The sequence below is a fragment of the Pseudomonas algeriensis genome (assembly GCF_048847255.1).
In the GTDB taxonomy this organism is placed as follows: domain Bacteria; phylum Pseudomonadota; class Gammaproteobacteria; order Pseudomonadales; family Pseudomonadaceae; genus Aquipseudomonas.
Genome location: NZ_JBKKRK010000001.1, coordinates 299887 through 325855, shown reverse-complemented (window position 1 = coordinate 325855; position 25969 = coordinate 299887). Strand labels below are relative to the sequence as shown.

The 25969-nt window shown below is 62.0% G+C and carries 27 protein-coding genes; 15 read left to right on the top strand and 12 right to left on the bottom strand.

Going from position 1 to position 25969, the window contains the following annotated elements; genetic code table 11:
* The first annotated feature begins 99 nt into the window (after positions 1 to 99).
* Positions 100 to 480, top strand: coding sequence for a type II secretion system minor pseudopilin GspI (gene gspI / locus ACLK1G_RS01325; protein WP_420763749.1), 381 nt, complete (start codon positions 100 to 102; stop codon positions 478 to 480).
* Position 481: 1 nt separating this feature from the next.
* On the opposite strand, the gene ACLK1G_RS01320 is transcribed toward gspI, so the two are convergent.
* Positions 482 to 910, bottom strand: a complete 429-nt coding sequence (locus tag ACLK1G_RS01320; RefSeq protein WP_420763748.1) for a type II secretion system protein N — start codon at positions 908 to 910, stop codon at positions 482 to 484.
* Positions 911 to 1002: 92 nt separating this feature from the next.
* Between ACLK1G_RS01320 and gspH the strand changes: the two genes are divergently transcribed.
* On the top strand, positions 1003 to 1461 hold the full coding sequence (gene gspH, locus ACLK1G_RS01315; RefSeq protein ID WP_420763747.1) for a type II secretion system minor pseudopilin GspH: 459 nt from the start codon (positions 1003 to 1005) through the stop codon (positions 1459 to 1461).
* On the top strand, positions 1461 to 2072 hold the full coding sequence (locus ACLK1G_RS01310; RefSeq protein ID WP_420763746.1) for a type II secretion system protein GspJ: 612 nt from the start codon (positions 1461 to 1463) through the stop codon (positions 2070 to 2072). The genes gspH and ACLK1G_RS01310 overlap by 1 nt, the downstream gene beginning before the upstream one ends.
* Before the next feature lie 22 nt (positions 2073 to 2094).
* Here ACLK1G_RS01310 and ACLK1G_RS01305 read toward each other — a convergent pair whose 3' ends face one another.
* Genes ACLK1G_RS01305 through ACLK1G_RS01295 form a run of 3 tightly spaced genes read right to left on the bottom strand, consistent with a single transcriptional unit; the run spans position 2095 to position 4373 of the window.
* On the bottom strand, positions 2095 to 3051 hold the full coding sequence (locus tag ACLK1G_RS01305) for a FecR family protein (protein WP_420763745.1): 957 nt from the start codon (positions 3049 to 3051) through the stop codon (positions 2095 to 2097).
* A 54-nt stretch (positions 3052 to 3105) separates the two neighbouring features.
* The gene (locus ACLK1G_RS01300) at positions 3106 to 3651 is read right to left on the bottom strand and encodes an RNA polymerase sigma factor (protein ID WP_420763744.1); all 546 of its coding nucleotides are present in this window, start codon (positions 3649 to 3651) and stop codon (positions 3106 to 3108) included.
* Positions 3648 to 4373: an STN domain-containing protein gene (locus ACLK1G_RS01295; RefSeq protein WP_420763743.1), complete on the bottom strand. Its 726-nt coding sequence runs from the start codon at positions 4371 to 4373 to the stop codon at positions 3648 to 3650. The genes ACLK1G_RS01300 and ACLK1G_RS01295 overlap by 4 nt, the downstream gene beginning before the upstream one ends.
* Positions 4374 to 4533: 160 nt before the next feature.
* Between ACLK1G_RS01295 and ACLK1G_RS01290 the strand changes: the two genes are divergently transcribed.
* Positions 4534 to 4842 carry a hypothetical protein gene (locus ACLK1G_RS01290; RefSeq protein ID WP_420763742.1) on the top strand — a complete coding sequence of 103 codons (309 nt, stop codon included), beginning with the start codon at positions 4534 to 4536 and terminating at the stop codon, positions 4840 to 4842.
* A gap of 9 nt (positions 4843 to 4851) precedes the next feature.
* Here ACLK1G_RS01290 and ACLK1G_RS25845 read toward each other — a convergent pair whose 3' ends face one another.
* Positions 4852 to 5073: a hypothetical protein gene (locus ACLK1G_RS25845; RefSeq protein ID WP_489685927.1), complete on the bottom strand. Its 222-nt coding sequence runs from the start codon at positions 5071 to 5073 to the stop codon at positions 4852 to 4854.
* Between the two features lie 16 nt (positions 5074 to 5089).
* On the opposite strand from ACLK1G_RS25845, the gene ACLK1G_RS25840 reads away from it, so the two are divergent.
* Positions 5090 to 5332 (top strand): hypothetical protein, encoded by a 243-nt coding sequence (locus ACLK1G_RS25840; RefSeq protein ID WP_489685926.1) that lies wholly within the window; start codon positions 5090 to 5092, stop codon positions 5330 to 5332.
* On the opposite strand, the gene ACLK1G_RS01280 is transcribed toward ACLK1G_RS25840, so the two are convergent.
* The 3 genes from ACLK1G_RS01280 to ACLK1G_RS01270 all read right to left on the bottom strand — a co-directional run bounded on the left by ACLK1G_RS01280 (position 5333) and on the right by ACLK1G_RS01270 (position 7623).
* On the bottom strand, positions 5333 to 5710 hold the full coding sequence (locus tag ACLK1G_RS01280) for a hypothetical protein (protein ID WP_420763741.1): 378 nt from the start codon (positions 5708 to 5710) through the stop codon (positions 5333 to 5335).
* Positions 5711 to 5875: 165 nt separating this feature from the next.
* Positions 5876 to 6217: a YajG family lipoprotein gene (locus tag ACLK1G_RS01275; RefSeq protein WP_420763740.1), complete on the bottom strand. Its 342-nt coding sequence runs from the start codon at positions 6215 to 6217 to the stop codon at positions 5876 to 5878.
* A gap of 218 nt (positions 6218 to 6435) precedes the next feature.
* Positions 6436 to 7623 (bottom strand): XylR family transcriptional regulator, encoded by a 1188-nt coding sequence (locus tag ACLK1G_RS01270; RefSeq protein WP_420763739.1) that lies wholly within the window; start codon positions 7621 to 7623, stop codon positions 6436 to 6438.
* A 154-nt stretch (positions 7624 to 7777) separates the two neighbouring features.
* On the opposite strand from ACLK1G_RS01270, the gene xylA reads away from it, so the two are divergent.
* The 6 genes from xylA (at position 7778) to leuD (ending at position 15285) form a co-directional block, all read left to right on the top strand.
* Complete coding sequence (gene xylA / locus ACLK1G_RS01265) at positions 7778 to 9094, top strand: xylose isomerase (protein ID WP_420763738.1); 1317 nt, start codon at positions 7778 to 7780, stop codon at positions 9092 to 9094.
* A gap of 147 nt (positions 9095 to 9241) precedes the next feature.
* Positions 9242 to 10243, top strand: coding sequence for a D-xylose ABC transporter substrate-binding protein (gene xylF / locus ACLK1G_RS01260; protein ID WP_305494967.1), 1002 nt, complete (start codon positions 9242 to 9244; stop codon positions 10241 to 10243).
* 164 nt (positions 10244 to 10407) lie between these two features.
* Positions 10408 to 11964, top strand: a complete 1557-nt coding sequence (gene xylG / locus ACLK1G_RS01255; protein ID WP_420763737.1) for a D-xylose ABC transporter ATP-binding protein — start codon at positions 10408 to 10410, stop codon at positions 11962 to 11964.
* On the top strand, positions 11965 to 13101 hold the full coding sequence (locus ACLK1G_RS01250; protein WP_420763736.1) for a sugar ABC transporter permease: 1137 nt from the start codon (positions 11965 to 11967) through the stop codon (positions 13099 to 13101). It begins immediately after the preceding gene.
* Between the two features lie 153 nt (positions 13102 to 13254).
* Entirely contained in the window at positions 13255 to 14676 is a 1422-nt protein-coding gene (gene leuC, locus ACLK1G_RS01245; protein WP_420763735.1) for a 3-isopropylmalate dehydratase large subunit, read from the top strand.
* A 3-nt stretch (positions 14677 to 14679) separates the two neighbouring features.
* Positions 14680 to 15285, top strand: coding sequence for a 3-isopropylmalate dehydratase small subunit (gene leuD / locus ACLK1G_RS01240; protein ID WP_420763734.1), 606 nt, complete (start codon positions 14680 to 14682; stop codon positions 15283 to 15285).
* 65 nt (positions 15286 to 15350) lie between these two features.
* Here leuD and ACLK1G_RS01235 read toward each other — a convergent pair whose 3' ends face one another.
* Together ACLK1G_RS01235 and treA are read right to left on the bottom strand one after the other, a co-directional pair.
* Positions 15351 to 16268, bottom strand: coding sequence for a LysR substrate-binding domain-containing protein (locus ACLK1G_RS01235; protein ID WP_420763733.1), 918 nt, complete (start codon positions 16266 to 16268; stop codon positions 15351 to 15353).
* A gap of 61 nt (positions 16269 to 16329) precedes the next feature.
* Positions 16330 to 17934, bottom strand: a complete 1605-nt coding sequence (gene treA / locus ACLK1G_RS01230) for an alpha,alpha-trehalase TreA (protein WP_420763732.1) — start codon at positions 17932 to 17934, stop codon at positions 16330 to 16332.
* A 147-nt stretch (positions 17935 to 18081) separates the two neighbouring features.
* Here treA and ACLK1G_RS01225 point away from each other — a divergent pair, with 147 nt between their 5' ends.
* Positions 18082 to 19383, top strand: coding sequence for an SDR family oxidoreductase (locus ACLK1G_RS01225; RefSeq protein ID WP_420763731.1), 1302 nt, complete (start codon positions 18082 to 18084; stop codon positions 19381 to 19383).
* Between the two features lie 20 nt (positions 19384 to 19403).
* On the opposite strand, the gene ACLK1G_RS01220 is transcribed toward ACLK1G_RS01225, so the two are convergent.
* The gene (locus ACLK1G_RS01220) at positions 19404 to 21404 is read right to left on the bottom strand and encodes a sigma-54 interaction domain-containing protein (protein ID WP_420763730.1); all 2001 of its coding nucleotides are present in this window, start codon (positions 21402 to 21404) and stop codon (positions 19404 to 19406) included.
* A 179-nt stretch (positions 21405 to 21583) separates the two neighbouring features.
* Between ACLK1G_RS01220 and ACLK1G_RS01215 the strand changes: the two genes are divergently transcribed.
* Genes ACLK1G_RS01215 through ACLK1G_RS01205 form a run of 3 tightly spaced genes read left to right on the top strand, consistent with a single transcriptional unit; the run spans position 21584 to position 24380 of the window.
* A complete protein-coding gene (locus ACLK1G_RS01215; protein WP_420763729.1) occupies positions 21584 to 22606 on the top strand; it encodes a Gfo/Idh/MocA family oxidoreductase in 1023 nt (340 codons plus the stop codon).
* Positions 22603 to 23394 (top strand): TIM barrel protein, encoded by a 792-nt coding sequence (locus tag ACLK1G_RS01210; protein ID WP_420763728.1) that lies wholly within the window; start codon positions 22603 to 22605, stop codon positions 23392 to 23394. The genes ACLK1G_RS01215 and ACLK1G_RS01210 overlap by 4 nt, the downstream gene beginning before the upstream one ends.
* 59 nt (positions 23395 to 23453) lie before the next feature.
* Positions 23454 to 24380, top strand: coding sequence for a sugar ABC transporter substrate-binding protein (locus tag ACLK1G_RS01205; protein ID WP_420763727.1), 927 nt, complete (start codon positions 23454 to 23456; stop codon positions 24378 to 24380).
* Positions 24381 to 24534: 154 nt separating this feature from the next.
* Here the strand turns inward: ACLK1G_RS01205 and ACLK1G_RS01200 are convergent, their stop codons facing one another.
* The gene (locus tag ACLK1G_RS01200) at positions 24535 to 25965 is read right to left on the bottom strand and encodes a diaminobutyrate--2-oxoglutarate transaminase (protein ID WP_420763726.1); all 1431 of its coding nucleotides are present in this window, start codon (positions 25963 to 25965) and stop codon (positions 24535 to 24537) included.
* Positions 25966 to 25969 lie beyond the last annotated feature (4 nt).

Sequence of the window (25969 nt, the reverse complement as noted above, 5' to 3'; positions counted from 1 at the left end):
ATATGTCACTGGTATAAAAAATCCTCAGGAGCTTTGGTCAGCAATCCGTCAAACGCGGCCATTAGGCTGAAGCACATTTCCCCGACGATGCTCATTGCCATGACCCGACAGGTACCCCGGCAACGCGGCTTTACCCTGATCGAAGTATTGGTGGCGCTGCTGATCGTGGCGGTGGCGATGTCAGCGGCCGTTCGCGCCAGTGCACAGATGAGCCAGAGCAACGCGCTGTTGCGGGATCGCTCGATGGCGCTGTTGGCGGCCCAGAACAGCCTGGCAGAAGTGCGTCTGCGCGGAACCACAGATAAGGGCAGCGCCATGCAACGCTGTGATCAAGGACGCTTGAAACTCAGCTGCGAGCAGCAGGTAACCCGCAGTGGCGACCTGCTGAGAGTGAAAGTGCTGGTGCATGAACGTGAACATGACGGACCGCCGCTGGCGCGCCTGGAAACGCTGCTCAGCCGCCCTGTCACCCCGCCATGAATCAGCGCAACGACGGCAGCGCCACCGGCACCGGCAAACGAGCCATCGACAGGCGAGACTCAACGCCGGCCCGCTCGATGACCACGGCATCAGCCTCGATTCCTCTCAGGCGCACGCCTTCGCCCAATGGCTCACCCGCACGAAAAGCCCGCGGCGGCGAGTCCTCGATGCTGAGAATCGCCACCGCGCCATGGGGCCCGGCCAGTAGGCCGCTGAGCTTGATCTCCAGGTTGTGCGGGGAACTGGCGAACCATTGCGCCGCCGCTTGGCCAGTGGCTGCCAAGGGCGGCAAGGGTTCGCTATTGGCCTGGGCTTGCACGGGCGCCGAATCGTTGAGCAAGAAGCCCCAGGTGACAAGCCCCGCCACGCTGGCCAACACGGCGACAGCCTGGACCAGCGTGGCCGGATCGAGGCGATGGAAATGGCGCATGAGCGGATCCTCCGTGACGTCCAGTGCTTCAGGCTACCAGCGCTTTCTCACGGTTTTATTGCAAATTCACCCCAGCGAAAGGCGTAGAGACCATGAATGAATGGCGACACCGACAACGCGGCTTCACGCTGATCGAATTGATGGTCGTGCTGGTGATCATCGGCATCGCCAGCGCCGCCATCAGCTTGAATATCCACGCCGACGCTGCCAGTGGCCTGCGCGAAGATGCCAAGCGCCTGGCCTTGCTGCTGGAAACCGCCCAGGCCGAAGCGCGCAGCGACGGTCGTCGCATCGCCTGGGTCGCGGACAGCCAGGGCTACCGTTTCGTGCGGCTGGACGCTGTCGGCGCACAGGACCGGGACTTCATCAACGACCCGCAACTGCGCCCCAGGCACTGGAGCGCGGGACCGGTGCAGGTGCGCATCCACCCAGGCAAAACACTGGTGCTTGATGCCGAATGGATTGCCGCGCCCCTGCACGTCATTCTGTCCAGCAACCAGGCCAGCGTATCGGTGACGCGCACCGCGGCTGGCCGCATCGAGGTGCATTGATGGTCCGACAGAACGGCTTCACGCTGATTGAAGTGATGGTCGCCATTCTGCTGATGACCATCGTCAGCCTGATCGCCTGGCGCGGGCTCGACGGCGTGACCCGCGCCGACGCCCACCTGCAGGACAGCGCCGAACAGCACGCGCAACTGATGCGCGCACTCAACCAACTGCAGCGTGACTTCGCCCTGCGCGCCACCACTGAACTGGCCGAACCGCCTCCGCCCGACGAACCCTCGGCCAGCCGCCCCCCGGTGCCCGCTGCGATCAGTATTCGCAGCAGCGACAGCGACCCTTTGCAGTTGGAATTGATACGTGCCGCGGCGGACCAGGACGGCAAGATGCAACGGGTGAGGTGGTGGATTGAAAGCGGCACGCTTTTCCGTGCCTCGGGCGTCGCGCGGTCACGCTATCCCCTACCGGCGCCCAAGGAGCGTGTCGCGGTGTTGAGTGAGCTTGAGCGCGTTGATGTGCGGGTATGGCGCACCGACCGGGGCTGGAGCCATCTGACTGGCAGCAAGGAGGAAAATCCGGCGGGTGTGGAAATCAGCTTCAGCCGCCGCACGGCACACGGCACCGAGCGCTACCGCCAGGTGCTGGCACCGCTTCAATAGCAGCCCACTGGAATGAAAACGCCTAGCTGACCAGCACCACGCCGCCCGGTAGCTCGGTGATGGTGGCGCCGTAGGCATCGCGAATCAGTACGGCGACATTCGCCAGTTGCGCCAGGCTGAAGCGCGCCTGAACCTTGCGCCGCCCGAGCTCAGCGTTCATCAGTACGATCATGCCGGGACGGTAGCGGTTGATCTCATCGATCACGCTCGCCAGGGGGGCATCGTTGAACACCAACAATTGCTGACGCCAGGCCATGACTTGCTGTGAATCGAAGGGGCTGGGTTGGCCTTGTCGCTGCGCGGTATAGGTCAATTGTCGGCCCTGCTCCAGGCTCAGGCGCCGACCCTGATGCCTCAGTTGCAAGTGGCCCTCCAGGCACGTCACGCACACGCTACCCTCGATGGCCCGTACATTAAACCGCGCACCGTCGGCGAACACCTCGCCATTGCCGGCCAGCACGCGCAAAGCCGTGCTGGCCTGAATTTCCACTTCACCGCTCAACACTTCGATGGCGGCGTCACCAGGGGCCTCGCTGCGCTGGCTGATGCGCGTCTGGGTATTGAGCTCAAGCACCACGCCCTGGGTCAGGTCGACGCGGCGTTGCTCGCCGACACCGGTATGAAAATCCGCGCCCATGGGCCAGCCGTCCAGCAGCGACGGGCGCGCGACCAGCACCGCAACCGACGCGGCAATCGCGCCGCCGAGAAACGCTCGGCGCCCGAAACGCCGCGGGTGGTTGACGACCTCTGCCGCCTGCTCCTGCTGGAGCTTTTGCTCGGCGGGCGCCATGGCCTGCCACAACTGGCGGGCCAGGAAAAAGGCCCGGGCGTGCTCGGAACTTTGTGCACTCCAGCGCCGAAAAGCCTCGGCGTCGGCGTGGGTGGCGTGCCCTGAAGTCAAGCGCACCAGCCAATGGAACGCTTCTTCCCGGAGCTGGTTAGCCGTGGCAGTGGCCGATTCAGATGCGCTTATAGACATGTTTTTCAAACGTGAAATGACTCAAGAAGGTATGCGCGACAAGCGCCTTATCACCTAAGACTGTTTTCCCGCGCCGGGACCGAACCGCTGAATCACTTTTCTTTCCAGGCGATCGGCACAGTATTGCAGCGCAGCCTTGAGTTCCTTCTCAACCATCCGGGTGGAGATGCCGAATCGCTGGGCGATCTCCTGATGCGGTGTTTGCTCCATGCGCGACGCCATCAATATTTGCCGGCGCCGGGGCGCAAGCTCGGTCAGCGCCTGCATCAGCGCGCGAATTTCAATCTGGCCACCGACGATCACCGCCGGGTCCTGATGTTCGTCGGCGGTTTGCATCAGTTCCTCGATTTCAGTGCCGGTGAGCAAGCGTGCATCCTGCGCACGACGGTCAGCCGCGATGTTCAGGGCCATGCGGAACAGGTAGGCGCCGGGCTTCTGCACATCCACCGGCTGTTCCATGCGGTCTACCCGAAGATAGGTTTCGTGCAGTACGTCGTTGGCCAGGTCATCGGAGCCCAGACGCCGACGCAAGCGTGCGCGAAACACATCATAGGAAGCCAGGAACACCTTGAGCATGGTGCTCTGCTCCTTTTCCTTCATGGCTCTACCGCTCCTTCCCATGGGTTGCATTCCGTGCCGGCCGAAGCGGCGCCTGGCACCACCAGCACCGTCACCGGCTGCGGCAACGAGGACGGCGGAACCCGGCCGATGTCCAATGTGCCCAGCCCCTCGATAATCGCCGCATCGCGCCGGGCGTCACCGGTGGACGCCAGCAAGCGACTCTTGCGCACCTCGCCCGACCCTCCGACCCACAGCTGTAGCGCCGCTCGATAATGGCCCGGACGAGTCACCGCAGAACGGCAAAGCGCCTGCTCCAACGCGACCTGCAACGCACTGGCAAAGTTATCCTCTCGCCTAGGACCACCGTTGCGCGAAGACGCATCGGCGCGGCGGGTCAGCTTTGCCTCTTTCACGGTGACAGCGTCTGCGCCGGTGTAAAGCGCCGCCAAGCCACTGCCGGCGAGCAATTGCTCCAAGGCCTGGCGGGCATTCAGACGTCCATGCACCGCGGTCGAACGTCGTCCCTGTGCCAGTTGACGATCCACCAGGATCGCCATCCCGCTGGCCCTGCTGTACAGGTCCAGGGCGACGGTCATTTCCTGGGCGGGTATCGCAAACTCGACAAAACGCGCCAGCCGATCGTCCACCTCGACGGGCGCAGGCGTGGCAGACCACGCGTCGCGTTGCGGCATCAATGCATGGAGCAACAAGAACAGTACCGTGGGCGCGAGGCAGCACCTGCTCAGCGCTTCTCTTGACATAGACATCTTCCGGCCCGAACGGCGTGTCGACGCCCTGCGTTGGCGCATCATGAGACGTGTACATGTCGTTTGTGTGACGAGCGCTGCAAAAAAAACATCGCCATACCTCGCTCCAATACGAGGTAGATTCAGGCTTCTACCGTTAGAAAGGAGCTCCGCCATGGACTGTCGTGTATTCGCGCTGCTGCTTGCTGCCCTTCCCTTGTGGGCCCAAGCCGCCGAGCCGGCGAATGAGGGATGCATCAATGTCGAGGTGAACGGGTACAAGGCGCTGTCCTACGAATGCCTGAGCGAACAGATGGCCAACCCGAAGGGTACGCCGGCAGCACGCAAGAACCAGGAAGCGTTGAACGTGCCGATAGAGCAGCGAGCGCCCAACAAGCTGGGTTTGTATAACCAGTCGGCCACGCGGATTCGCATGGGCAATACCTTCGGTCATTCGGCGTTGCCGCAACGCCCGCCGCAGTAGCGTGGACGTTTAATCCAGCGACAGCGTGTCCGGTGTATTTGCCTCCCTGGTCGAATCGATCAACCAGGCCCTGAACGCCTCGACCTTTTTCGAGTGGGCTGTCTCGACGGGTGTCACCAGATAGAACTGGAACGAGGCCAATCTAGGCAGCAGCCATTTTGATGCGAAGGACACCAGGGTACTCACCGTCAGCGCACTGTTGTGGACCGAATCCAACAAGGTTTCGTGCAATGACGCAACTCATGGAATGCCGAACGAACGCCTGGAGAATAGGCGCGACTTCATCGGTCAACGCCAGGCCATCCTTGAGCCGCAAGAACAAGCGCACCCCCAATACCCTGCGTATCTGTTCTCGGTGTTCGAATGGCTGCCGTTTTTCGCCATCGATATCAATGATTGGCCGGCGCGGGCGTCGTATATGGCCCGGATCGAGACGCGACCCAGCGTCAGGGCCGCGATCGAAGCCGAGGCGAACGCCGGCCGATGCTGATCATTGAGCCACGAACGGGTAATGCTCGATACGACAAGGATAATCGTCGCCATCGCCTTTGCAGATGCCGTCCAGGTAACGGTATTTGATCCGAATCGCCTCGCCTTTTGCGGGCCATTTTCGCCGCGCAAGCGTTGACTGATAGTCAGCGGTTTCCGGGATGAAGCTGATCACTGCGCCGACTTCTGGGCATTCCACCATGGGCGAGGCCGGGCTGGTTTTCAGAACCTGGGCCCGGAGACCAGGTGACGGCCGCTTCACCACCTCAGTGACCCGCAATTGCATATCGCAGATCTGCCACGCCGCGGCGTGCACCGGGACGCACAAGGCTGAGAGCATCAGGATGAATGGCACGGCATGGGCAGGGGGCAGGTTCATTTCGATCCTTTGTAGGCGGCGACGGCGCGTACGGCATCCTCTCACACCCACGTACGCAAGGCTCTCCAAACAAAAAAAGCCCCGCAACCGAATACGGTGCGGGGCAAAGGGAATTGGTTGGTTGCGGCCAACCAAAGGAGCACGGGTAAAACGTCTACGGGCCGGTCAGATGCATTCCTGGGCGGCGCGTTCAAAATTCGAAGGCAAGAGATTGGAGGCCAGCAGATGCCGGTCGTAAATGAACACCTTCCCACCGTTGCCAGCCTTGTAGGCTTCGAGCACGTTGTCCGCCGCAATTTTACTCGGCACGACGATGCGGTAGCTGCGCTGGGTCTGCGAGACCGTCGGGTTCAGGGCGCTGCCCTGCAGCTTCGGTACGACGCATTCGGCGTATTCGGCCGGTGTCTTGCTGGTCTGCAAGGTCAGGGTCGGATCGTTCGGAGCCGAAGCGCAACCTGCTAGCAACAAGGGGGAAAACGCCAGGGCAAGGAAAGATAAAGGGCGCATGATTGAAGTCCTGCAGTGGTGGGCTGCGTGTTCGATGGCGCTGATTTTCCAATGATTGCCGACAAAGCAGAACTTGCATTTCGTAATGGTCACTATTACTGATGGCAATAGTTGAAAGCCCCAGAAGAACCCCGCAAAAGCGCTCGGCCAAGATGAAACCGACGGACCTCCCCCGACGCAGCTGACCGTCGATTAACGCCTCACCACAGGAGCCCGGACTACTCGCTCACCACGCTCGCGCCCTGCTGATACTCCCGAGGCGTACAACCGAACTCGCGACGAAATACCGTGTGCAGGTATTGCGCCGACTTGAAGCCGCAATTGCGGGCGATGTCGGCGATCGCCGAGTCGGTGTTTTCCAAGCCGTTGGCCGCCGCGGCCAATTTGAAGCGCAGGATTTCGTCATGAACGCTGCAACCTCGCTCCTTGCGAAAATGCGCTTCCAGGGATGAGCGCGAGACACCGACATACGCCGCCACTTGCGCGGTCTTGATGCCCTGGCATGCGTACTGGCGGATGAACAACAGCGCTTGCATCACATAAGGATTGCCCAGCGGCTGGTGCAAGCTGGATGTCTGCACATTGATCGCGTCCGGCGGGATCAGCACCTGCGTGCCTGTGGACGGCATGCCATGCAGCATCTGGTGGAGCAGCCGCGCGGCGGTCCGACCCATCGTTTCGGTGCCCTGCACCACGGAGCTCAGCGGCACCCGAGTCAGGCTGCGGGTCAGTGGATCGTTGTCGATGCCGATCAACGCCACCTGCTCCGGAACAGCAATGCCGGCGGTCAGGCAAGCCTGCAACAGCTGGCGGGCTCGCGCATCGCTGACAGCGATGATGCCGATGGGTTTGGGCAGGCTTTGCAGCCAGGCGATCTGCTGTTCGACGGCGCTGTCCCAGAGCGGCGCGCTGGTGCCCATGCCGCGATAGACCTCGGCGTGCAGACCATCGCGCAGCATCAACCGGCGAAAGGCTTTCTCCCGTTCCTGGGCCCAGCGATTGGCTTGGGATTCCGGCAGGCTGAAACAGGCGAATCGCGTCAGTCCGGCTTCGATCAGATGTTCGTAAGCCAATTTGATCAGCCCATGGTTGTCCGTGGCGACATAGGGAATGCCCTTGGGATAGGCGCGCTCGTCCTGGTACGAGCCGCCCACCGCCACCACGGGCATCTTGATCCCGGCCAGCGCCTCGCCGATCAGCGGGTCGTCGAAGTCGGCGATGATCCCGTCGCCCTGCCAACGCTCGATCCCTTTCAACCTGCATAGGAAATCTTCCTCGAGAAACAGATCCCAGGACGCGCGGGTACTGCTCAGGTAGTTACCGATGCCGCTGATGATGCCTCGGTCGTAGATCTTGCTGCCGTTGAACAAAAGGGCGATGCGGTGGACGGGCGGGACGATTTTCATTGTAAGAACCCTGGGCCGGTGGACAGAGACTAGGCGCGCGGACGGCGAATCTCAATACTCAAAATCGAACTGTCCTTTGATGATTTTCATAATCAGCGGCCCCAGGGGCGGCGTTAGTATCAGGTCACCGCCAAGAATAAAAAGGAAACCGTCCATGTCGTACTTCCCCGATGTTCAGCCGATCCGCTATGAGGGCCCGGGCAGCGACTCGCCGCTCGCTTTCCGGCACTACGATGCCGACAAACTGATCCTCGGCAACCCCATGCGCGAGCACCTGCGCATGGCGGTCTGCTATTGGCACACCTTTGTCTGGCCGGGGTCCGATGTGTTCGGTGCGGGAACCTTCAAACGCCCATGGCAGCACGCAGGGGACCCGATGGAAGTGGCCATCGGCAAGGCCGAGGCGGCGTTCGAGTTTTTCTCCAAGCTGGGCATCGACTACTACTGCTTCCACGACACCGATGTCGCGCCGGAAGGCCAATCGCTGAAGGAATACCGCAACCACTTCGCGCAAATGGTCGATCACCTCGAGCGTCACCAGGAACAGACCGGCATCAAGCTGCTCTGGGGCACCGCCAACTGCTTCAGCAACCCGCGTTTTGCCGCCGGCGCCGCCAGCAACCCTGACCCGCAAGTCTTCGCCTGCGCCGCCGCCCAGGTGTTCAGCGCCATGAATGCCACCCAGCGCCTCAAGGGCTCCAACTACGTGTTGTGGGGCGGCCGCGAAGGTTACGAAACCCTGCTCAATACCGATCTGGCCCGCGAACGCGAGCAACTGGGCCGGTTCATGCGCATGGTGGTCGAGCATAAATACAAGATCGGCTTCAAGGGCGACCTGCTGATCGAGCCCAAGCCCCAGGAGCCGACCAAGCACCAGTACGATTACGACAGCGCCACGGTGTTCGGCTTTCTGCAGCAGTTCGGCCTGGAAAAAGAGATCAAGGTCAACATCGAGGCCAACCATGCGACCCTGGCCGGGCACAGTTTCCATCATGAAATCGCCACGGCGGTCTCCCTGGGGATCTTCGGCAGCATCGACGCCAACCGGGGCGATCCGCAGAACGGCTGGGACACCGATCAGTTCCCCAACAGTGTCGAAGAAATGACCCTGGCCACCTACGAGATCCTCAAGGCCGGAGGCTTCGGCAACGGCGGTTTCAACTTCGATTCCAAGGTACGCCGCCAGAGCTTGGACGACGTCGACTTGTTCCACGGCCATGTCGCGGCCATGGACGTGCTCGCCCTTTCGTTGGAACGCGCAGCCGCCATGGTGCAGGACGATCAGTTGCAGAAATTCAAGGACCAGCGGTACGCCGGCTGGCAGCAGCCGTTCGGCAAGGCGCTGCTCGCGGGGGACTACAGCCTCGAATCCCTGGCCGAGCATGCATTCACCAACGAGCTGAATCCGCAGGCGGTCAGCGGTCGGCAGGAAATGCTCGAAAACGTCGTCAACCGGTTCATCTACTCCTGACGGCGGGCGACTTTGCGGGCGCGGGGAGGCTGTTACATTCGCGCGACAAATCTGTGCCCGCAACGCCGCGCAACGCTCTACAGTTCTACCGGCATCACGTTCTCGTCAGGCAGTGTCTTTCAAAAAACAATAAAAGGACGCACCACCATGAAAACATTCAAACGTACCCTGCTCGCCGGCGCCCTCGCCCTGCTATCGCTCCCGGCCATGGCCGACGCCACCCACCCCAAGATCGGTTTCTCCATCGATGACCTGCGCCTGGAACGCTGGTCCCGCGATAGAGACTATTTCGTCGCGGCGGCAGAAAAACTCGACGCCAAGGTTTATGTCCAGTCCGCCGATGCCAACGAGCAGAAGCAGATTTCCCAGATCGAAAACCTGATTTCCCGTGGCGTCGACGTCATCGTGATCGTGCCGTTCAACGCCACTGTGCTGACCAACGCCGTCGCCGAAGCCAAGAAGGCCGGGATCAAGGTGGTGTCCTATGACCGGCTGATCCTCAACGCCGATATCGACGCTTACATTTCCTTCGATAACGAAAAGGTCGGCGAGATGCAGGCCGGCGGCGTGTTGAAGGCAGCGCCCAAGGGCAACTACTTCCTACTCGGCGGCGCGCCTACCGACAACAATGCCAAAATCCTGCGTGAAGGCCAGATGAAGGTGCTGCAACCGGCCATCGACAAGGGCGACATCAAGATTGTCGGCCAGCAATGGGTGAAGGAATGGAACCCCACCGAAGCCCTGAGCATCGTCGAAAACGCCCTGACCCGGAACAACAACAAAATCGACGGCATCGTCGCCTCCAACGACGCCACCGCTGGCGGCGCCATCCAGGCCCTGGCCGCGCAAAAGCTGGCCGGCAAGGTGCCGATCTCCGGCCAGGATGCCGACCTGGCGGCGGTCAAGCGGGTGATCGACGGCACCCAGACCATGACGGTCTACAAGCCCTTAAAGCTGATCGCCTCCGAAGCCGCGAAGCTTTCGGTACAACTGGCGCGCAACGAAAAACCCACCTACAGCTCGCAGTACGACAATGGCAACAAGAAAGTCGACACCATCCTGCTCACGCCTACCGCGCTGACCAAGGACAACATCGACCTGCTGGAAAAGGACGGGTTCTACACCAAGGCGCAGATCGCGGGGCAGTGACCCGGGCGCAGCTCTTTGGATAGCAGAAATCCTTGTGGGAGCGAGCCTGCTCGCGATGGCGGCGGCACAGTGAATGCAGATGCAAGCTGACCTACCGCTTTCGCGAGCAGGCTCGCGCCCACAGGTTTTATGTTGTGTGAGCCCCTTTCTTACGAGCCCTCGCCATGTCTGAATACCTGCTGCAAATGAACGGCATCGTCAAGACCTTCGGCGGTGTCAAGGCCCTGAACGGCATCGACATCAAGGTCAGGCCGGGTGAATGCGTCGGCCTGTGCGGCGAGAACGGCGCCGGCAAATCCACCTTGATGAAAGTCCTATCGGCGGTCTATCCCTACGGCACCTGGGAGGGTGAGATTCTCTGGGACGGCCAGCCGCTGAAGGCGCAATCGATCAGCGAAACCGAAGCTGCCGGCATCGTCATCATTCACCAGGAACTGACCCTGGTGCCCGACCTGTCGGTGGCCGAAAACATCTTCATGGGCCACGAGCTGACCTTGCCCGGCGGACGCATGAATTACCCGGCGATGATCCACCGCGCCGAAGCCCTGATGCGTGAACTCAAGGTGCCGGACATGAACGTCTCGCTGCCGGTTTCGCAGTACGGCGGTGGCTACCAGCAATTGGTCGAGATCGCCAAGGCCCTGAACAAACAGGCCCGCCTGCTGATCCTCGACGAGCCTTCGTCGGCCCTGACCCGCTCGGAAATCGAAGTGCTGCTGGACATCATCCGCGACCTCAAGGCCAAGGGCGTGGCGTGCGTCTACATCTCCCACAAGCTCGATGAAGTGGCCGCTGTGTGCGACACCATCGCGGTGATACGCGATGGCAAACACATCGCCACCACTGCCATGGCCGACATGGATATTCCCAAGATCATCACGCAAATGGTCGGGCGGGAGATGAGTAACCTCTACCCCACCGAACCCCACGCTATCGGCGAGGTGATTTTCGAGGCACGCCATGTGACCTGCTACGACGTCGACAACCCCAGGCGCAAACGCGTCGACGACATTTCGTTCGTGCTCAAGCGCGGCGAAATCCTTGGCATCGCCGGGTTGGTGGGTGCGGGTCGCACGGAGCTGGTGTCGGCGTTGTTCGGCGCCTACCCCGGCCGACATGAGGGCGAAGTCTGGCTGGACGGCCAGCGCATTGACAGCAGCACGCCCCTCAAGTCGATCCGGGCCGGCCTGTGCATGGTCCCTGAAGATCGCAAGCGCCAGGGCATCATCCCGGACCTGGGCGTCGGCCAGAACATCACCCTGGCGGTCCTGGAAAACTTCTCGAAGATGACCCGCATCGACGCCGAGGCCGAGCTGGGCAGCATCGACCGGGAAATCTCGCGCATGCACCTCAAGACCGCGAGCCCGTTCCTGCCGATCACCAGCCTTTCCGGTGGCAACCAGCAGAAAGCCGTGCTGGCGAAGATGCTCCTGACCAAGCCCCGGGTATTGATTCTCGACGAACCCACCCGGGGCGTGGACGTCGGCGCCAAGTATGAGATCTACAAGCTGATGGGCGCGCTGGCGGCCGAAGGCGTGTCGATCATCATGGTGTCCTCGGAACTGGCCGAAGTGCTGGGTGTGTCGGACCGCGTGCTGGTGATCGGCGAAGGGCAACTGCGCGGCGATTTCATCAACCAGCAATTGACCCAGGAACAGGTGCTTGCCGCCGCGCTCAGCCATCCCGAAAGCAATAACAACAATGATCGGAAGTCCGCGTAGATGAACCAAGTCAAACAAGTGTTCACCCGCTACAAAATGCTCGCCCTGGTGATTGCCGTGGCGGTCATCTGGTTGTTCTTCAGCTGGCAGACCGAGGGCGGGTTCCTGACTCCGCGCAACCTCTCCAACCTGCTGCGGCAGATGTCCATCACCGGCATCCTGGCTTGCGGCATGGTACTGGTGATCATCAGTGGCGAGATCGATTTGTCGGTGGGCTCGTTGCTCGGTTTATTGGGAGGTCTGGCGGCGATACTCGATGTGGTCTATCACATCCCGCTGCTGGCGAACCTGAGCCTGGTCGCCCTGTGTGGGCTGATGATCGGCCTGGCCAACGGCTACATGACCGCCTACCTGCGCATCCCCTCCTTCATCGTGGGCCTGGGTGGCATGCTGGCGTTTCGCGGAATCCTGCTGGGCATCACTGGCGGCACCACCATCGCGCCGGTATCGCCGGAGCTGGTTTACGTCGGCCAGGGTTACCTGCCCCACGCAGTCGGCACGGGCCTGGGCGTGTTGTTGTTCGCGCTGACGCTTTTCCTGACCTGGAAACAGCGCCGCAACCGCGCGCTGCATGGCCTCGCGGCCCATTCCCTGACGCGGGACGTGGCGCGGGTGGTGTTGATCGGCGCAGTGCTGGCCGGGTTCGTCTATACGCTCAACAGCTACGACGGGATCCCGGTTCCGGTGCTGCTCCTGTTGGTTCTGCTGGGGGTATTCAGCTACGTGACCAGCCAAACCGTATTCGGCAGGCGCGTCTACTCGGTGGGCAGCAACATGGAGGCCACGCGCCTGTCCGGCATCAATGTACAGGCAGTGAAGCTGTGGATCTTCGGCATCATGGGCGTGATGTGCGCCCTCGCCGGCATGGTCAACACCGCGCGCCTTGCCGCCGGCTCGCCCTCGGCGGGCAACATGGGCGAACTGGACGCTATCGCCGCCTGCTTTATCGGCGGCACGTCCATGCGCGGTGGCTCGGGCACGGTCTACGGCGCGCTGCTGGGCGCGCTGGTCATCACTAGCCTGGACAACGGCATGTCCATGCTCGACGTCGACAGCTACTGGCAGATGATCGTCAAGGGCAGCATCCTGGTCCTGGCCGTGTGGGTGGATGTCAGCACCCGCACCGCCCGACGCTGACCCATACCGATTAGGGGCACCATGGATGGCCGCCCCACTCCCGGGAATGATTGATCACAATCCGTGTGCAACGCCTTCACCGCTGGGCTCTTGATGCGACGCCGGCAGTCAATATGCTGTGGGCAGACCCGCCAAAAATGAAGAAGCGCCTGCATGAACAGCCCCCGAACGCTCTATCAAAAGCACATCGACAGCCATACCGTTTGCCCGTTGGACGATCAGGGCCACGTGCTGTTGTACATCGACCGCCAGGTCGCCAACGAATACACCAGCCCGCAAGCCTTCAGCGGCCTTCGTGAAAACGGCCGCAGCGTCTGGCGGCCGAGCGCGACGCTGGCGGTGGTCGATCACGTCAACCCGACGGCGCCCCAGCGCATCGCAGCCATGCCGGATGCCGGCGGCGCTCGGCAGGTCTCGTACTTCGCAGAAAACTGCCGGGACTTCGGCATTGAACTGTTCGATGTGCTGGACAAACGCCAGGGCATCGAGCACGTCGTCGCCCCCGAGCAAGGCTTCATCCTGCCGGGCATGGTGGTCGCTGCGGGCGACAGCCACACCACGACATACGGTGCGTTGGGGGCCTTTGGTTTTGGCATCGGCACGTCTGAAATCGAACACCTGCTGGCTACGCAAACGCTGGTCTACAAGCGCCTGAAAACCCTGCGCGTCACGGTCAACGGCACGCTTGGGGCAGGTGTCACCGCCAAGGACATCATCATGGCGCTGATCGAAAGGATCGGCGCCTCGGGCGCCACCGGTTATGCGATCGAATTCACCGGCCCGGCAATCACCGCCCTTAGCGTCGAAGCCCGCATGACCATCTGCAACATGGCCGTGGAAGCCGGCGCCCGGGGCGCGTTCATGGCGCCGGATGACAAGGTTTTTGCCTATCTGCAAAGCAAGCCCCGCGCTCCCAGGGGCGAGCTGTGGGAACGGGCCGTGACCAAATGGCGAGCCCTGCACAGCGATGAAGGCGCGGTGTTCGACCGGGAAGTGACGCTCGATGTCGACGCATTGGAACCCATGGTCACCTGGGGCACCAGCCCTGACCAGGCTGCACCGATCGGAAGCCAGGTACCCGACCCTGCGACAGAACCCGACCTGATCCTGCGCCAAGGCCTGCAGCGTGCCCTCACCTACATGGGCCTGACGCCAGGCATGCCGCTCGCCGACGTGGTCATCAACCATGCTTTCATCGGCTCGTGCACCAACGCGCGAATCGAGGACCTGCGCGATGCGGCGCGTGTCGTACAGGGCAAGCACGTTGCCGCCCATGTGCGCGCGATGATCGTGCCCGGCTCGACCATGGTGCGCGAACAGGCCGAAGAAGAAGGCCTGGCGGCAATATTTCGCAAAGCCGGTTTCGAATGGCGCCAATCCGGCTGTTCGATGTGCCTGGCGATGAACGATGACGTGCTCGCCCCTGGGGATCGCTGCGCCTCCAGTACCAATCGCAACTTCGAAGGACGCCAGGGCGCCGGCGCGCGCACCCACTTGATGAGCCCGGCCATGGTGGCCGCCGCCGCGATTGCTGGTCATTTGACCGATGTTCGTTCACTGCTGCCGGAGGCCTGAAGCATGCAACCCTTCAATACTGTAATTGGCACCGCCGCCCCGCTGCTGGCCGCCAACATCGACACCGACGTGATCATGCCCAAGCAGTTCCTCAAGGGCATTGACCGCAACGGGCTGGACCGTGGCCTGTTCTTCGACTTGAAGTGGCTGGGCAACGGCGATCCCAATCCTGAATTCGTGCTCAACAAACCGGGCTGGCGCGGCACAACGTTCCTGGTGGTCGGGGAAAACTTCGGATGCGGCTCAAGCCGCGAACATGCGGTGTGGGGTTTGAAGCAAGTGGGCATCCGGGCGTTGATCGGCAGCAGCTTCGCCGGGATCTTCTATGACAATTGCCAGCGTAACGGGGTGTTGGTCATTCAATTGCCCGAAGCGCAACTCAAGAGAGTCGCGCAGACGATCAGCCGCGCCGAAACCGCCAGCATCAGCGTTAACCTGCCCGCGCAACAGATCAGATTGGCGGACGGTGAGGTAATTTCTTTCGAGATCGACGAGCTGCGCAAGCAATCCTTGCTGCTCGGCCTGGATGCCATTGGCACGACCCTTCAACGTGCGGACCAGATACGCCGTTTCGAAAGCCGGCACCTGGCGGAAAATCCCTGGCTGTAGCGTAACGTCCAACCACTGAGCAAGACTGTGGGAGCGAGCCTGCTCGCGAAAGCGGTGCTGCTCTTCTACCCAGCCGACAAGTCCCGAAAACACGTCTCAAGAAACTCAACGCAAACCCGCAGCTTCGCCGACTGACTGAGCCGGGTCGGATACACCGCCCAGACGTTGGCGCTTTGCGAATACGCCGGCAGCACCTGAACCAACCGCCCCTGTTCAAGCAGGGGCCCGGCGTCCCACATCGAGCGCAGCAAGATCCCGCCGCCACTCAACGCCCATTCCAGGACAATCTCGCCGCTGTTGGAGGACAACGGGCCGCCGACACGCACTGTCTCCTGCACCCCATCCTTGCTCAAAGTCCAGATGCCGAAGGCGTTGTCGCGCTCCTTGAGCACCAGGCAATCATGGTCCTTGAGGTCATCGAGCGAACGCGGTGTGCCCCGTCGTTCCAGATACCCGGGGGCTGCGCAGAGCACGCGCCGATTGCTCACCAGCTTGCGGCCCAGGTGCTGCCCTGGCAGGTCATCACCGACGCGGATCTCAAGATCGAACCCCTCGCCAACGATATCGACGACGCGGTCGAACACATCCAGTCGGATATCGAGGCCAGGATACGTCTGCGACAGCTTGCCGATTGCCGGCGCGACATGGTTGCGGCCAAAACCAAAGCTGCTGCAGATATGCAACGAGCCGGTGGGCTGATGGCGAGCCCGGGCGATTTCACCGACGAACTCATCGAAATCCCCCAGCAGCTTTTCGGCCCACACCCGCACGCGCTCGCCGTCGTCGGTCAATGCGATGCGCCGGGTCGTGCGATGCAGCAGTCGGGTAGCGAGCGTCGCCTCCAATACCGAGATGCGCTTGCTGATATAGGCCGGTGAATAGCCCAATGCCTCGGCCGCGCTGGCAAAGCCATTCTTTCGGACGACAGTCAGAAAGACCTTCAGGTCCTCCGGCAAGGGGAATTGATCACGGGTTGTGTTCATCGGCTCTACCGCAGCGCTATTCTTCGCAATTTCGCGAAGAATAGCACTGAAGCGGCCCGGCTCAACCGCCGTATTTGCCCAGCAATTTAAGCGTCACGCCGTTCGTCCAGCCAAAGCCATCCTGCAATTCATACTCGCCCCCGCCCCCACCGTCGCCTTGACCGGACAAGTCGTACTTCTCGACCAGTTTGTCTTCCTTGCGGTAGAGATCCTGGACCTGTTGCAGAAAACGGCTGCCAACCTCCCTGGCCAGGTCGGTTTGGCCGTAGCGCTCCAACCCCTCGACCGCCACCCATTGCAGGGGCGCCCAGCCATTGGGTTCATCCCACTGCTGGCCGTTATTGACCTGGGTGGTGGCGATGCCGCCGGGACGCAGCAAGCCCTTGCGCACGGCGTCGGCAGTGCGGTTGGCGCGTTCGCTGGAAGCCAGGCCGGTATAGAGCGGGAACAGCGTCGCGGCAGTGAGTGCCGGGCGCTGCCGGTTCTGCTGCCAATCGTAGTCCACGTAATAGCCGCCTTCGGCGTTCCACAGGTACGTCTCGATGGCGCGCTGGCGTTGCTCGGCCCGTTGCCCATAGGCTTGGGTACACGGCGTGTTCCGCACCGTTTCACAGGCCTTGGCGATGGTGCGCTCCAAGTGATACATCAGGCTGTTCAGGTCCACGGGTGCGATGGAGGTCGTGCGAATGGTCGCCAGGTTTTTACCGTCTCCCAGCCAGCGGGAACTGAAATCCCAGCCGCTTTCAGCGCCTGCGCGCAAGTCGCGCCAGACTTCTTGCTTGGGCCTGTCGGCTGCCTGTTCAGCGGTCTTGACGTCCTGCAGCCACGACTCCTGACGAGGCGTGGGGCTGGCGTCCCAATAGCGGTTGAGCACGCTGCCATCGGCAAGCTTGACGACGTGTCGCCCAGCCTCACCCGGCTTGAGGGTCTGCGCCCCTTCCATCCAGTAGGCATATTCTTTTTGCAGTTGCCCAAGGTAACGCCCGTAGGCCTGCTCGCCCTCGATATGCGCCTGCAATTGCACCATATAGGCAAAGAATGGCGGCTGCGATCGGCTCAGGTAGTAGGTGCGATTGCCGTTGGGAATGTGGCCGTAGGTGTCGATCATGTAGGCAAAGTTGTCGGCCATCTGGCGAACCTGCGTCTGGTCACCGCTTTGCTCCAACCCCAGCATGGTGAAATACGAATCCCAGTAATACATTTCTCGGAAACGCCCGCCTGGCACGACATAGGGCTGCGGCAACGGCAATAGACTGCTGTATTGCGGAACCTCGGTGTAGGTTCGGCTGAGCACCGGCCAGAGATTGTCGATGTGTTCCTTGATCGGCGCGCCGGGTTTTGGGGTAGGGCTCTCAGCCTGGCCTGACTCGACGAAGTTGTCCTTCACGAACGCGTTGAGATCGAAATCGGCACTGTCGCGGCGGGCCAGGTAATCGGCGCGAATCTGCGAGGGGTCGCGCTTGGGCAGCGCATCGACGAAGTGTTTTTGGTCAGTGAACAACTGGTTGCCTTGCACCGCCTCAAACAATTCGGGATAGGCCTGGTCGGGCGGCACGGGGGTGCGACTTCGCGCGTCCTCGTAGCTCCATGTCGCAGGCGATTGGCTTGAGCATGCTGCGCACAACAACGCGGTAAAGGACAGGCTGGCGAGATAAACAGAACGCATCTGAGGCTCCTTGATGTGATCACTTCCTACAGCAATGACTGAAGAAAATGAGCCTCGGTTCACTCGAACTTCCTTTCCTCACTTCAATGGAACCCCCGTTTCACCCTCGCTCTCTATCGCAGAACCAACAGAGCGGAGGTGTTGATCATGATTTCCCCGGCAACCGGAATGAGGACGGGCGAACGCTATGCCGTCGAAAGCGTCGAGCGAGCGCCACATTTCCCCGGCTTTTTCCTTGATGGAAAGTATTACCTGGGCCCAGAACTGAACACCGCGGTGGGCTGGCTGGAGGGCGAAAAGTTTGTCTATGACCAACTCGATCCCGAGGGCGAGCCGGTGTACCCGGACAGGGTCGCCGGCACCGTCCAGGACCTGACGCTGATCATGGCGGACGGGGTGCGCCTGAAGCTTTCGCCCATGCAGCCCGAGATCCATCAGTCGACAGGCGAAACCGCCCCGAGCCGTAAGACGACGTCGTATCCCTTGTCGGAGAAACTGGTGGTCATCACCGGCGCTTCGAGCGGGATCGGCCGCGCCACCGCCCAGGCGTTTGCCAGGCAGCGCGCACGCCTGGTCCTGGCGGCACGCGACCGGGCGGCCCTCGATGAGGTCGTTGCACAATGCCAGGCCCAGGGAGCCGACGCGTTGGCGGTGTGCACCGACGTCACCAGCAGCGAGCAGATGCAGGCGCTTGCCGCCGAAGCCGCAACGTTCGGTGACGGTCGCATCGACATCTGGATCAACAATGCCGGCGTGGGTGCGGTAGGCAGCTTCGAGCAGACGCCGCTCGATGTGCATGAGCAGGTCCTGCAAACCGACTTGCTTGGCTACCTGCGTGGCGCCTATGTGGCCTGGCCGTATTTCAAGAAGCAAAAACGCGGCATCCTGATCAATACCCTGTCGTTGGGCAGTTGGGTCGCCCAGCCTTATGCCGCCGCCTATTCCGCGAGCAAGTACGGACTGCGCGGGTTGTCCGAAGCCTTGCGCGGTGAGTTGGGGGAATACCGGGATATCCACGTCTGCGACATCTACCCCGCGGTCATCGATACGCCGGGTTTTCGCGATGGGGCGAATTTCACCGGCCACGCGCTGAAGCCACCACCACCGGTCTACGACCCCCATCGCGTCGCCGAGGCGATGGTCAGTTGCGCACTCAACCCCAAGCCCACCACCACCGTGGGCAGCGCCGCGACACTGGCAAGGATGGCGCATTTTCTTGTGCCCGGGTTTGCGCAACTCTCCGGCTGGCTGACACGTCGGGGCCTGGATCGCAACCCGGCAATGGCTTCATCCTCCGGAAACCTGTTCTCCCCGCCCAGCGGCCAGCGACGTGTCGAAGGCGGTTGGCGCAAGCCGACGCGGCGATCCGCGCCCTTGCTCGTGGCGGGCGCCGCATTGTTGATTGGTGGGTGCCTGGTGGCGCTGGGTCGGGAACGAAGTCGTCGCTGAAGCGGCGTCTGGGTATTGGCTCAGGCCAATCCCGAACGGAACGCTTCAGCCTTGAGCCCGAATCGGTTCATCTTGTTGTACAAACCGCCACGGGAAACGTTCAACTGCCGGGCGGCCAGGCGGATATTGCCCCGCGTGTCCCTGAGGGCCGCGATGATCGCGTTCATTTCATGGGTACCTAGATCCACGGCTGCCCGGGGCTCGGGGGCAAAATGCCGGGCCGCTGGCTGTCCTCCCTGCCTGATCTCCAACGCAAGATCACTCGCTTGGATCAGCTCGGTGGCAGCCAGGTTGGTCGCGCGCTCAATGACGTTTTCCAGCTCACGGACGTTGCCCGGCCAGTGGTAGGCGCCCAAGAGCTCCAGCGCCTCCGGGGACAGGTCGCGCATGGGTTTTCGCAGCGACCGGGCGCAACGCGCAAGAAAATGCCGTGCCAGCATCGGCACGTCTTCGCGGCGCATGCGCAGGGGCGGTACCGTCAGGCCCAGCACGTTGAGGCGGTAATAAAGATCTTCGCGAAAAGCCCCTTCGGCCACGGCCTGGCTCAGGTTGCGGTGGGTCGCAGCGATGATGCGCACGTTCACCCGCAACGATTTTTTCGCCCCCACCCGAGTGACTTCGCCTTCCTGCAGGACACGCAGCAAGCTGACTTGAGCATCGAATGACATGTCGCCGATTTCGTCGAGAAAGATCGTCCCGCCGTCAGCCAATTCGAACTTGCCCGCCGAACCGCCACGCACCGATCCGGTGAACGCGCCTTCGACATGGCCGAACAGTTCACTCTGGACCAGGTCGCGAGGAATGGCCCCGCAATTGACCGCAACGAAAGGTCCGCCGCAACGCTCGCTGCCATTGTGGATGGCCTGGGCAAACAGTTCCTTGCCGGTGCCGCTCTCCCCGAGAATCAGCGTGGTCGAATCGCTGCGGCTGGCGATTCGAGCCAGGTGCAATGCGTCCTGGATGGCGCGTGAATGGCCCTGGATGGTTTCGAAGGTATAGCTGGCCTGGGTACCCATGATGCGCCGGGTAATCTCGCGGATGCGCCGGTTCTCGCGCAATGAAACAATGCGACCGCCCTGCGCCAGCGGACAGACCGACACCAGGCAGGCCAGGTGGCTGCGATCGTGCAGCTCAAACGTACAATCCAGGTCCCGTACTCCTTCCCCGGCCCTGCGCAGGATTTCATCGCTCAGTTCGGTCTGGCCCAGGCTCTGGAACGGCTTGCCCAGCCAGGCAGGGTCGACACGAAACAATTGCCGGGCGTAATGGTTGAGGGCCTTGATATCGTTTTTTTCGTCCAATACGACCAAGCCCTCGTTGAGCACCTCCAAAACCGTTTGTTGTTCTTCCAGCAACGCTTGCAGCGCCATTTGCCTGGAAACAGCTTCGGCTGCAGCCTGGACGGTGCCCAAGGTGTGGAAGTGAAACCAGCCGGGCTCGGCCGTTAGGGTCAACATGGCCAGGGTCCGGCCATGGGCATCGCGGATGGGCGCGGCGGCACAATGCATCTGCCGCTGGCGCAGGCCGGCGCCGAAATTTTCGCCAGACAGCACGTATACCAAGCGGTCTTCAACCAGCGCCAGGCCGGTGCAATTGGTGCCCTGTACCGATTCAAGCAAGCGACTGCCGATGGGTGTGAGGTCCAAGCCACAGAAGTACAAGGTGGTGCCCTGGGCATCCGTGAGGTTGATATGCCCGTTGGGATTGTAGGCAAGCAAGCCGCGCATGACCTGCGCCGCCGCGGCGATCAACAGTCGATTCGCCGCCAGTGTGGCGGTCAGCTCGGCAGGCGAGACAAAACGGTACTCGCCGTCTGCCGAGTCGAGGCCGGCATCGACGCTACGCTGCCAGGAACTCCAGATAACCTGCCGGACACCTTCAGGACGCTCGGTGACACCGCTCAAGCAGGCTCGCCAGGCTTCATCCAGCGCCGGGCTTGATCCGCCATTCAATGACGCAGGCCCCAGGGCAGTCAGGTAATCACGGTCTTCAACGCTCAACGTCATCGGCTGTGTGTTCATGGCGGGCTCTATGTACATGCTTTTGACATGTCAGTATAGGCATGTCTTCTAAATGGACACATGCAATCACAAAGCATCAATAAAACCCTTTATTTTCAGGCTGTTAACAATTGGCACAGCCCTTGCTCCCGGCAATGCACCGACAACGAGTCGCGAACAACAATAAAAGGGAGTCTTTCATGGGTACGTCAAAAACCGTCCGCCTGGGTCTTATCGGTGCGGGTCGCATGGGCAGCTTTCACGGCCTGACCGCCGCTCGCCACATCCCCGGCGCATACCTTGCCGCCATTGCCGATCCTACCCCCGGCCAGGCCGAGCGCCTGGCGGCAGAACTGGGCGCAGGGAAGGTTCATACCGATCCACAACAGTTGCTGAATGACCCGGATATCGACGCGGTGCTGATCGCCGCGCCAGCTCGCAGCCACGCCGAACTGGTGATCAGCGCGGCGCAGGCGGGCAAAAGCGTTTTCTGCGAAAAACCCATGGCCGTCACGCTGGAGGAAGCCGATCGGGCCATTGCCGCCGCTGCCGATGCGAGGGTGACGCTGCAAGTCGGCTTCAACCGGCGCTTCGCCAAGAGCTTCCGCACCGCGCACCTGGACGTGGTCGCCGGCCGAATCGGCACGCCACAGCTTCTGCGTTCGCTGACCCGCGACCCGGCGCTGAACAATCCCGCCGCCTCGCCGCAATGGGTCATTTTCCTGGAGACGCTGATCCACGACTTCGACACCCTGCGCTACCTCAATCCGGGTGCCGAAGCGGTCGAGGTGTTCGTCATGGCCGACGCGTTGATCGCGCCGGACTTCAAACACAAAGGGTTCCTCGACACGGCGGTGGTCACGATCAGATTCGACAACGGCGCCATCGCCACGGCCGAGGCCAACTTCCAGGCGGTCTACGGCTATGACGTCCGCGGCGAAGTGTTCGGCAGCGCCGGCATGCTGACCATGGGCAGCGTCAACGACAGCGACTTGCTGCGCTACCTGGCAAGTGGCGTCCAGGCCGATACCCAGCGCATGGACACCGACTTGCTGCGTGACGCCTACGTGACCGAGCTCAATCACTTCGTCAATTGCGTACGCAGCGGTGAAAAGCCCCTAGCCAGCGGTGAGGACGCCCGGGCCGCGCTGGCGATTGCCCGTGCCTGTATCGAGTCTTTCCAGCAAGGCAAAGCGGTGCGTGTCCAAGGGCCGCTGTCATGAGTCTCGTACCGTTCAAGCTGGCGGTCAGCGCGGAGATGGTGTTCCTCGACCTGCCCTTTATCGAACGCGTCAAACGCATCCATGCGCTGGGCTTCAGCGTCGAGATATGGAACTGGACGACCAAGGACATCCCCGCCCTCGCCGCGACGGGCGCTGACTTTACCTCGATGACCGGCTACATCACGGGCAACCTCACCGACCCCGAGGACATCCGGCAACTGCTGGACAGTGCCCAGGAGTCCTTGGGTGTCGCCGCGCAATTGAATTGCCCGAGCCTGAACCTGCACGGCACCGGCCTGGGGGACCAGGGTCTGCCGGTCAAACCCGTGGCCCAGGCCACCGGCCGCATGTGGTTGAGCGCCTGCAAGACCCTGGAAAAAATCGCCCGCCTGGGGGAAGACGCCGGCCGTGTGTTCCTGCTGGAAAACCTCAACACCGAAGTCGACCATCCGGGCACGCCTTTCGCTCGCGCCGACGACACCCTGGCGCTGATCGAAGCCGTAGGCAGCCCGCATCTGAAAATGAACCTGGACCTCTATCACGCGCAGATCGGCGAAGGAAACCTGACCGAACTGATCCAGCGCGCCGGCGGCGCCATCGGTGAAATCCAAGTCGCCGATGTGCCTGGCCGCATGGAGCCCGGCACTGGCGAAATCAATTATCCGGCGATTGCCAGGGCGTTGTCCGGCATGGGATACAGCGGTGTCGTCGGCCTCGAAGGTTGGGCCAGCGGAGACAGCGAGCGGGCGCTTGAGCGATTCAGGCGGGCCTTCACGCTGGATGGGTAAGGCCCGTGCAGAACATTTATTGATGACGTTCACTCCATAACAACAAAAGGAAAACCATCATGCGTCGTTGCACACTGCTGTTCGCCACGCTGCTCCTGCTCTTCAGCCAATGGGCCGCCGCCGACTATCGCATCGGCGTCAGCATCGCCAGGGTCGACGATAACTTCATGACCTATGTGCGTAACGGCCTGGACGAGGCCGCCAAGAAGGACAACGTCCAGATCCAGTTCGAGGACGCCCAGGGCGATGTGGTTCGTCAGCTCAACCAGGTCCAAGGCTTCATCAACCAGAAAGTGGATGCGGTCATCGTCCTGCCGGTCGACACCTCCGCCACCGCCAATATCACCCGTGCCGCAGTCGAGGCGAAGACGCCACTGGTCTACGTCAATCGGCACCCGGACGAGCGTACGCTGCCCAAAGGGGTGGTCACGGTGGCGTCCAATGACATCGAGGCTGGCCAATTGCAGATGCGTTACCTCGCCGAAAAGCTCGGTGGCAAAGGCAACCTGGCGATCATCATGGGTGACCTCGCGCAAAACGCTACCCACGACCGCACCGAAGGGGTCAAGCAAGTGCTCAAGGACTTTCCCGGCATCAAGATCGTCGAGCAGCAGAGTGCCGAGTGGCAACGCAACAAGAGCATGGACCTGACCAGCAACTGGTTGCTCGCCGGCAGCCGGTTCGATGCCATCGTCGCCAACAATGACGAGATGGCCATCGGTGCGGCCATGGCCTTGCAACAATCCGGCAAGGCCAAGGGCGAGGTTGCGATTGTCGGAATTGACGGCTTGCCGGACGGCCTGGCGGCGATCAAGCGCGGGATGCTAGTCGCCTCGGTATTCCAGGACCCTAAGGCCCAGGCGACCAGCGCGGTGCAGGCAGCCATCAAGATGATAAAGGGCGAGCCGGTCGAGACAGAAGTCTGGGTGCCCTTCCAGTTGATCAAGCCTGAACAACTGGCGGTGTTCGAGCAGCGTTACAAGTAGCAGTAATCACCTGAGAAAAACAATGGCTCCGTGGCGAGGGAGCTTGCTCCCGCTCGGTTGCGTAGCAGCCGCAAGATTTTGGGGCCGCTGCGCCCGAAGCGTCGGACCGACCCAGCGGGAGCGAGCTCCCTCGCCACGAGTGAACAGCGCTGGATCAAGCGATGTGCAACGCTCGGCCCTTGGTCTCGGCGAGGGCGTTGTTCAATGCAACACGGAACAGTTCGACCAGCACATCGATCTCGTCGGCCTGGATGATCAGTGGCGGCAGGAATCGCACCACGGCGCCGTGACGCCCGCCCAGTTCCAGGATGACACCCAGGCGCAGGCATTGGCGCTGAATGGCCTGGGCCAATGCGGTGTCCGCAGGAGGAACACGGCTGTCGCTCGGGGTGTCGCTGACGACTTCCACGCCCACCATCAACCCCCGACCGCGCACCTGGCCCAGGCAAGGGTAGTCGCCCTGCAACTGGCGCAGTTGCTCCATCAGGCGCTGCCCCATGGCATCGGCATGTTCTGGCAGGTTTTCGCTAATGATATGGCGCAATGTCGCGGCACCTGCAGCCATCGCCATCTGGTTGCCACGGAACGTGCCGGCATGGGAACCGGGCTTCCAGGTGTCCAGCTCTTCGCGATAGACCATCACCGCCAGTGGCAGGCCGCCACCGATGGCTTTGGACAGCACCAGAATGTCTGGCTCGATATCGGCATGCTGGAAAGCGAACAGCTTGCCGGTACGACCCAGGCCGGTCTGCACTTCGTCGATGATCAGGGCCACGCCGTATTTGCGAGTCAACTGGCGCAAGCCCTGGAGCCAGCGCACCGGTGCCGGGATCACCCCGCCCTCGCCCTGCACCACCTCCACGACCACTGCCGCCGGCGGCAACACGCCCGATTCCGGGTCGCTCAGCAGTTGTTCGATGAAGTGCAGCCCGGCATCGATGCCAGCTTCACCACCGATGCCGAACGGACAACGGTAGTCGTAAGGGTACGGCAGGAATTGCACGTCGGCCATCAGCGAGCCCAGCGCCTGTTTCGGCCCCAGGTTGCCCATCAGGCTCAATGTCCCCAGGGTCATGCCATGATAGCCGCCGGAGAACGTCAGGATCGGCTTACGCCCGGTGGCGATTCTCGCCAGTTTCAAGGCCGCCTCGATGCCATCTGCACCCGTCGGCCCGCAAAACTGTATGCGCGCGTGACGCGCGAAGTTTTCCGGCATGGCATTGAAAAGGTCCTCGACAAAGCGATCCTTGACCGGCGTCGTCAGGTCCAGGGTGTGCAAGGGCAAGCCGGAATCGAGCGTCTGGCGCATCGCCGCAATGGCCACCGGGTGGTTATGGCCCAGCGCCAAGGTTCCCGCGCCGGCGAGACAGTCCATGAACAATTGCCCCTGCGTGTCGCGAACATAAAGGCCGTGAGCCTCTTGCAGGGCCAGCGGGATGCGTCGCGGGTATGAACGCGCATTCGATTCCCGGGCCGCCTGGCGTTGCAGGTACGGATTGGTATTCAGTTCGCGAGGCGCCTGTTGGCGGAACTGCTCCAGCGTGAAGGTGGCGCTGGATGATGAGCGGGGCTGGACACTTTCCATTTTG